Below are 7,447 nucleotides of genomic sequence, written 5' to 3' on the forward strand. Positions count from 1 at the left end.
GGCCGCAGCCTGGCGCTGCGCGACGCCGATGGCCGACGCTATGAAGTCGTCTGGGGCGACGCCCGGCGCGCGAGTGCCGAGCCGCCGCCGCACGACCAGCCGGTGCGGCTGGCGCACGCGGTGCTCAACAGCGCCGATCTGCCAACCACGCAGCGGTTTCTCGAGCAGGCGCTGGGCTTTGTGCTCGCCGATCGCACGCGAATCATGGCCTTCATGAACTGCGACGCCGACCACCACACGCTGGCCATCGGCGATTCCGACAACAGCGCGCTCAACCACATCGCTTTCGTCGTGCCCACGCTCAACTGCGTGATGCGCGGCGGCGGGCGCATGAAGGACGCGGGCCATGCCATCCAGTGGGGCCCGGGGCGCCATGGTCCCGGTGACAACGCTTTCAACTACTTCATCGATCCGTTCGGCATCGTCATCGAGTACACGGCCGAAGTCGAGCAGATCGACGCCAGCTACCAGCCGGGCGGGCCAACAGACTGGACCTGGCCTGCAGGCCGTGTCGACCAATGGGGCATTGCCGCGCCGCCCAGCACCGAACTCAAGCAGGCCCAGCGCCTGGTGCAGTTTTCCACCACCGAATTTCCCACCTGAAAAGAGCCTCTCCATGCGCTTCACTACTTATCTGCATGACAACACTCCGCGTCTGGCCGTCGTCGACGGCGAACAGTTGATCGACCTGAACGCCGCGCTGCCCGAAGTGCCGCCCGACCTGCGCGCCGCGCTGGCCCAGGGCGTCGATCTGCAGGGCGCGGGTGCGCGCGCGCTGGCCGGCCATGCGCCGCGGCTGGCGCTGGCCGAAGTTCGGCTCGCGCCGCTGCTGCCCGAGCCCGGCAAGACCATCTGCCTGGGCCTGAACTACTTCGACCATGCCAAGGAGGGTGGTCGCGACAAGCCCGAATACCCGTGGTTCTTCCTGCGCGGCGCATCGTCGCTGATTGCCCATGGCGAGGCCGGCCAGGTGCCGCGGGTCTCGGAACGCTTTGACTACGAAGCCGAACTCGCGCTGGTGATAGGCGAACGCGTGCCGCGCCACACCACGCAGGCCGAGGCGCTGCGCTATGTGTTCGGCTACAGCTGCTTCAACGACATGAGCGTGCGCGACTACCAGAAGCGCACGCCGCAATGGACCATTGGCAAGAACTTCGACGCCACCGGCGGCTTCGGCCCGGTGCTGGTCACGGCCGACGAACTGCCGCCCGGCGCCACGGGCCTGCGCATCCAGGGCCGGCTCAACGGCCAGGTCATGCAGGACGCGAACACCGACGACATGATCTTCAGCGTCACCGAAACCATTGCGCTGCTGGCCGAAGTGCTCACGCTGGAGCCCGGCGATGTGATCGTGATGGGCACGCCGGCCGGTGTGGGCCAGGCGCGCACGCCGCCGGTCTGGATGAAGGCCGGCGACACCTACGAAGTCGAGATCGAGCGCATAGGCACGCTGCGCAATCCCATCGAGGCCGAGGCGCAATGAAGCCCGACTACGACGTTGCCATCGTCGGCTACGGTCCCGCGGGCCAGGTCGCGGCCGGCCTGCTGGGCCAGGCCGGGCTCAAGGTCTATGTCTGCGATCGGCTGCTCGACGTCTACCAGATACCGCGCGCCATCGCGCTGGACCACGAGATCATGCGCGTGTTCCAGCAACTGGGCGTGGCCGACGCCGTGCTGCCGTTCACCGAGCCGTTCACCAACTCCGAGTTCTACGGCGTGGACGGCCAACTGATACGCCGCATGACCATGGTTGCGCCACCGTATCCGCAAGGCTATACGCCGTCGCTGGTATTCACCCAGCCGCGCGTTGAACAGGCGCTGCGTGCGCGCATCGCCGAAATGCCCACGGTCACAGTGGAACTGGGCGTGGAGATGCGCGCCATGCGCCAGGGCGGCAGCGGCGTCACGTTGGAAATCGGCGATGCCACGGCCACCACGCACGAGATCACGGCACGCTATGCGATAGGCTGCGATGGCGGTTCAAGCAAGGTCCGCGCGCAGCTCGATCTGGCGCTCGACGACCTGGACTTCGACGAGCCCTGGCTGGTGGTCGATGTGCTGGTCAACGAACAAGGCCTGCGCAAGCTGCCCGCGGTCAGCGTGCAGTACTGCGAGCCCGAACGCCCCTGCACCCTGGTGATAGGCCCGGGCAACCACCGCCGCTGGGAGATTTCGCTGAAAGCGGGCGAAGACCCGAGGGTGATGGCCCAGGACAGCGAAACCTGGAAGCTGCTGTCGCGCTGGCTCACGCCCGAAGACGGCGAACTCTGGCGCCAAGCCAGCTACCGTTTCCATGCGCTGGTCGCCAACCAGTGGCGCAAGGACCGCGTGCTTCTCGCCGGTGACGCCGCCCATATGCAGCCGCCGTTTCTCGGCCAGGGCATGTGCCAGGGCGTTCGCGATGCGGCGAACCTCGCGTGGAAGCTTGGCGCAGTGCTGCGCGGCGAAGTCCAGGGCCAGGCCGCGCAGCAGCTGCTCGACAGCTACGGCGCCGAGCGCAAGGCCCACGTGAGCGAACTCACGCGCCGCATCAAGGCCGTGGGCGCGGTGATCTGCGAGCGCGACCCGGGACGCGCCCGCGCCCGCGATGCCCAGCTGCTGGCCGACTGCGGCGGCCAGGTACGCGACACGCCGCGCCAGGACATCTTGCCGCGCCTGGAGCCCGGCTTTCTGTCGGCGCAAACACATGCGGCGCGCGGCACGCTGTTCCCCCAGCCCTGGCTCACGGTCGCGGGCGCGGCCATGCGCATGGACACGTACCTGTACAACGGCTGGCGGCTGGTGCTGGCGTCGGAAGTGACGCTGGAAATTGCGCCTTCACCAGCACTGCACACATTGCATCTGGCACAGGTGCCGGAGCGCGACGGCGTGCTGCATGAGTGGTTTGCGCGCCATGGCTGCGTCGCGGCGCTGCTGCGGCCCGACAACTATGTGTTTGGCGTGGCGACCGTGCCCGCGGACATTGAGGCGCTGGCCGACGAGCGGGCGGCCATGCTGGGATTGCAGGCGCCGCTGACGGTTTGAACCCTTATAAAAATGATCAGGAGACAAAAATGAACCGCCGTGAACTCACCGCAGCAGCGCTCGCTGCCATTGCATTTCCCTGGACCTCTGGCGCGCAGGCCCAGGGCTGGCCCGACAAGCCGGTCAAGCTGCTGCTGTCCCAGCCCGCGGGCTCGGGACCCGATCTGATGGCGCGCATGATAGGCGACCAGCTGGCGCGCAAATGGGCCCAGCCCATCGTCGTCGAAAATCGCCCTGGCGGCCAGAACGCGATCGGGGCCCAGGCCGCGGCGCGCGCCGCGCCCGATGGCTACACTTTCTATTTCGCTACCGCGGCGGCGCTGGTCATGAACAGTTATCTGTTCAACAACCTGCCATATGACCCGAAGCGCGACTTCGTGCCCGTGGGCATGGTCGGCAAGGTGCCGTTCGCGGTGTCGGTCAACGCCGGCTCACCGCTCAAGACCTTCCAGGATCTGGTAGCGTTCGCCAAGGCCAACCCCGGCCGACTCACGGTGGCCAATGAAGGCCCCAAGACCTTCAGCGGCATCGTCACGCGGCTGTTGGCCGCGCAGCTGGGCCTGCAGGTCAACGCCGTGCCCTATGTCTCGGTCAGCGCCGCCGTGACCGGCACCGTGGGCGGCCAGACCGAAGTCCTGATCAGCGACATTCCCGCGGTCGCGCAGATGGTCAAGGCCGGCAAGCTGCGCGCGCTGGCCGTGACCACGGCCAAGCGCATCGCGGGCTGGGACAGCGTGCCGGCGATGGCCGAGAGCCTGCCGGGCTTCGACTTCGCGGGCTGGATAGGCGTGGTCGCGCCCGCCAATACACCACTCCAGGCCGTACAGCGTTTCAACCGCGGTCTCGACGCCGTGCTTGCCGATCCTGAAATCGCCGCACGCCTGCTGGCGATAGGCCCGATCACCGAAGGCGCGGGCCTGCCCGAGCAGATGGGCGGCTTTCTCGACGCCGAACACGCGCGCTGGTCGCGGCTGAACAAGGAGCTGGGCTTGAGCGCCGAGTGAAAGCAAGCGGGGGCCGGGTGCTGCGCTTTTTTAGCCGCTAAAAACCCGGCGCGGCGGCGCTCAGAACTGGTAGCGCGCCGTCAGCTGCGCATTGCGCGGATTGCCGAACAGGTTGCCGTGCACCGGCGAGGCGACGGAGCGGTAGTAGTACTTGTCGAACAGGTTGTTGACGTTGAGCTGCAGGTCCAGGTCCTTGTTGACGCGCCAGCCGACGACCAGATTGGCGATGCCGTAGCCGGGCTGGGCGACGTTGGCAAAGCCCGCGCGGATATTGGAAATATCGCTTTGCACGCGGGCCGAAGCGCCCACGCGCCAGCCCGCCAGTTCTCCCGGAAACGAGTACATGGTGGACAGCGTGAACACATGGCGCGGCATGGTCGTGCCGTAAGGCGTTCCGGCCTTGCCCGCGGTCGAGTCCTTGGCATACTCCGAACGCACGAAGGCATAGCCGGCAAACGCTTTCCAATGGCTGCTGAGATTGCCGGAGATTTCGAGTTCCGTGCCGCGCGAGCGCACTTCACCCGCGGCCCCGTAGCAATTGACCGATGTGGAAACGCAGGCCGAACGATCGAGCAGCACCGGCAGATTGGTCTGGTTGATCTGGAAGACGGCCGCGCTGGCATTGAGCCGGCCGTCGAAGAACTCGCCCTTCACGCCGGCTTCGTAGTTCGTTCCCTTGATGGGGTCCAGCAGTCCGCCGCCGGTCGCGGCGTAGTTCTGCGGCAGGAAAATGCTGGTGACCGAACCGTAGACGGTGTAGTTCTTGTCCAGGTCGTAGGTGACGGCCGCATAGGGCGTGAACTCGGCCTTTTCCTTCAGCGATGTCGTGTTTTGCCAGCTGCCGCTCTTGAGGTATTCATCGCTTTGGTACCAGCTCAGACGCCCGCCCACGATCACTTTCAGCGGTTCGGTGATGTTGAATTTCGCCGTGCCGTAGGCACCATACTGCGCGACCTTGAGGTCCTGGATATAGCCGTTGTTGGTGTCCTGCGACCATTGCGTGGGCAGGGGGGCCTGCACTGAAGCTTCCCAGTTCGCGGGGTCGAAGCGCGACGTATAGCCCACGGAGTTGCCGCCCGTGTAATCGTCATGGCGGCGGCGGTAATCCATGCCCAGGGCGAGTTGATGCTCACGCCCGAACAGCGTCACCGGGCCGTGCGCACCCAGATCGAACGAAGTCTGCAGCGACCGGTTGTTGAATTTCTTGCCTTCGAACACCAGGGTGTCGGCCGCGTCGCGCGCCCACATGCCCGTGCCCAGAATGTCGAGCTTGCTCTCCAGATAGGAGCCCTTGAACGCGATATCCCAGCCATTGCTCAGATGGCTTTTGACTTCACCGAACAGGTTGGTATGGATCTTGTCCCAGTGCGACCAGACCGGATTGGCGCGCACCGAGCGGTCGAAGTCATAGAACGAGCCATCGGCGCGCGTGGGCACGCCGTTGTAGTCGGCGCCCGGGCTCTTGCGGTTGTTGTAGTAGCCGCCCAGCGTCAATGTGGTGTCCTTGGCGATATCGGCTTCGACAATGCCGTAGACCAACTGGCCCTTGCGCGAATAGCCCGAAGTGAAGGTGTCGCCCTGGTCGGCGGTGACCACCGTGCGCGCGCGCAGGGTCTTGGCGTCGTTGAGCGGGCCGCCCAGGTCGAGCGTGGCGCTGCGGTTGCTCCAGCTGCCGACGCTGGCCGAGACTTCGCCCTGGAACTCCCGCGTGGGCCGCTTGCGCACCAGATTGATCGATGCCGACGGGCCGCCCGCGCCTTCCATCAGCCCGGTGGAACCACGCACGACTTCGATGCGGTCGTAGATGGCCAGCGTGTCCGAGCCCATGCTGTCGGCGTCATAGGCAATCGCCGTGCCGTCGATCAGCAGGTTGTGCGCGCGCGAACCGCGCGACAGAAACTCATAGCTTTCGCCGCGCACCGCGCTGACCACCATGCCGGTGGTGTACTCGAGCGCGTCCTGCACGCTGGTCACGGCGCTGTCGGCCATGCGCGCGCGCGTCACCACGCTGACCGACTGGGGCGTTTCGCGTATCGACAGGGGTAGGCCGGTCGCGGTGTTCATCTGCTGCGTGGTGTACGAGCCCGAGCCTTCGGTCGTGCCGTCCTGGTGGCCCTGGGCCGTCACCGTGACGGCGGCGAGCGACGCGTCCTGCCCGGGTTCGGGCGCGCGGCGTATCGACACCGTGCTGCCCTGCACATTCGCGACCAGGCCGCTGCCCTGCAACAGGCGGTCCAGCGCCTGGCGCGGCGTGAGTTGGCCGGCCACGGCGGGCACGGTCTTGCCCGCGACCAGCGCGTGCTGCACGGCCATCTGCATCTGCGTCTGGCGCGCCCAGGCATTGAGCGCGTCGCCCAGCGGCTGGGCCGCGATGCGGATCTCGCGCGCCGCGGCGGCGTTGGTATCGGTGTTGGGCGCGCTTTGCGCCTGCAGAGCGCCTGTACCAAAGACAAGCGAAAGGGCCAGGGCCAGCGGCAGCGGCCGGGGGAAATGCAGCGTCATACGAACTTCACAAACAAGAGGGTTGAAATGGTTCTCATTTGTGTAGACGCGCGAGCCACGCGACTGCCGGATACGTTTTGAAAATTATTTCAAAAAGTTTTCGGGGTCAGCGCGCGGGCTGGATTTCCACGCCGTTCGCGCCTGGCACCAGCCGCAGCGGCAAGGCGTCGGCCAGCAGGCGGCGCGCGGCCGCGGGATTGCGCGGATCGAAGGTGCCGCTCAGGCGCAACGCGGCGGCTTCGGGCGCGATCGCCGCAATGCCCATGTCGCCGTAGCGTTCCATTTCGGCCACGGCGCTGCGCAGCGGAACGTCGCTGAAGCTCAGCTGCATGCTGCGCCAGGGGGCGATGTCGTCCACCGGAACATTGCTCAGCACCGACTGGCGGCCGTCGCCGGCGAACACCAGCTTCTGGCCCGGCGTCAGCTCCAGTGCCTGGCCCGCCAAGGCGCCAGAAGGCGCGACATCGTCGGCATGCACCACGCGCACCCGGCCTTCCTCTACAGCGATCTCCACCCCTTCGCGCCCGGGCAATTGCGGCGTGCGGCGCACCGAAAAGCGCGTGCCGACCACCGTGACCGTGACCGGGCCGGCGACCACCAGGAACGGGCGCTGCGCATCGGCCGTGACGGAAAACATCGCCTGACCCTCATTGAGCCGGATTTCGCGCCGGCCGCGCAGGAATGTGGCCTGCAAGGCCGTGCCGGTATCGAGGCGCAGCACCGAGCCGTCGGGCAGCGTCACATCCGACTGCTGGCCCTTGCGCGTCGCAAATGCCTGCTCGTATACCGGCTGGGCCTGCAGGTGCTGCCATGCGAGCCAGCCGCCGCTGGCGGCCATCGCGGCCACGCCGGCCAGCGCCAGGCCGCGCGCGAGCAGGTGGCGGCGCCGGGGCGCAGAGGCGGGCAGCGTGGCGCGG

The 7,447-nt window shown here is 67.0% G+C and carries 6 protein-coding genes; 4 read left to right on the forward strand and 2 right to left on the reverse strand.

Annotated elements, in window-relative coordinates:
- From KHY18_RS26500 to KHY18_RS26515, 4 genes are all read left to right on the forward strand, one after another.
- On the forward strand, positions 1-603 hold a 603-nt coding region (locus tag KHY18_RS26500; RefSeq protein ID WP_213307332.1), incomplete at its 5' end, for a VOC family protein.
- A gap of 13 nt (positions 604-616) precedes the next feature.
- The gene (locus KHY18_RS26505) at positions 617-1,483 is read left to right on the forward strand and encodes a fumarylacetoacetate hydrolase family protein (RefSeq protein ID WP_213307334.1); all 867 of its coding nucleotides are present in this window, start codon (positions 617-619) and stop codon (positions 1,481-1,483) included.
- Positions 1,480-3,024 (forward strand): bifunctional 3-(3-hydroxy-phenyl)propionate/3-hydroxycinnamic acid hydroxylase, encoded by a 1,545-nt coding sequence (locus tag KHY18_RS26510; protein ID WP_213307335.1) that lies wholly within the window; start codon positions 1,480-1,482, stop codon positions 3,022-3,024. The genes KHY18_RS26505 and KHY18_RS26510 overlap by 4 nt, the downstream gene beginning before the upstream one ends.
- A gap of 29 nt (positions 3,025-3,053) precedes the next feature.
- On the forward strand, positions 3,054-4,028 hold the full coding sequence (locus tag KHY18_RS26515) for a Bug family tripartite tricarboxylate transporter substrate binding protein (RefSeq protein WP_213307337.1): 975 nt from the start codon (positions 3,054-3,056) through the stop codon (positions 4,026-4,028).
- Positions 4,029-4,088: 60 nt separating this feature from the next.
- Here KHY18_RS26515 and KHY18_RS26520 read toward each other — a convergent pair whose 3' ends face one another.
- Together KHY18_RS26520 and KHY18_RS26525 are read right to left on the reverse strand one after the other, a co-directional pair.
- Positions 4,089-6,530 (reverse strand): TonB-dependent siderophore receptor, encoded by a 2,442-nt coding sequence (locus KHY18_RS26520; RefSeq protein WP_213307339.1) that lies wholly within the window; start codon positions 6,528-6,530, stop codon positions 4,089-4,091.
- 106 nt (positions 6,531-6,636) lie between these two features.
- Positions 6,637-7,447 (reverse strand): FecR family protein (locus KHY18_RS26525; RefSeq protein WP_213307342.1); only part of this gene is annotated, 811 nt, incomplete at its 5' end.

Origin of the sequence: Acidovorax sp. CCYZU-2555 (assembly GCF_018413525.1) — a bacterium.
In the GTDB taxonomy this organism is placed as follows: Bacteria; Pseudomonadota; Gammaproteobacteria; order Burkholderiales; family Burkholderiaceae_C; genus Comamonas.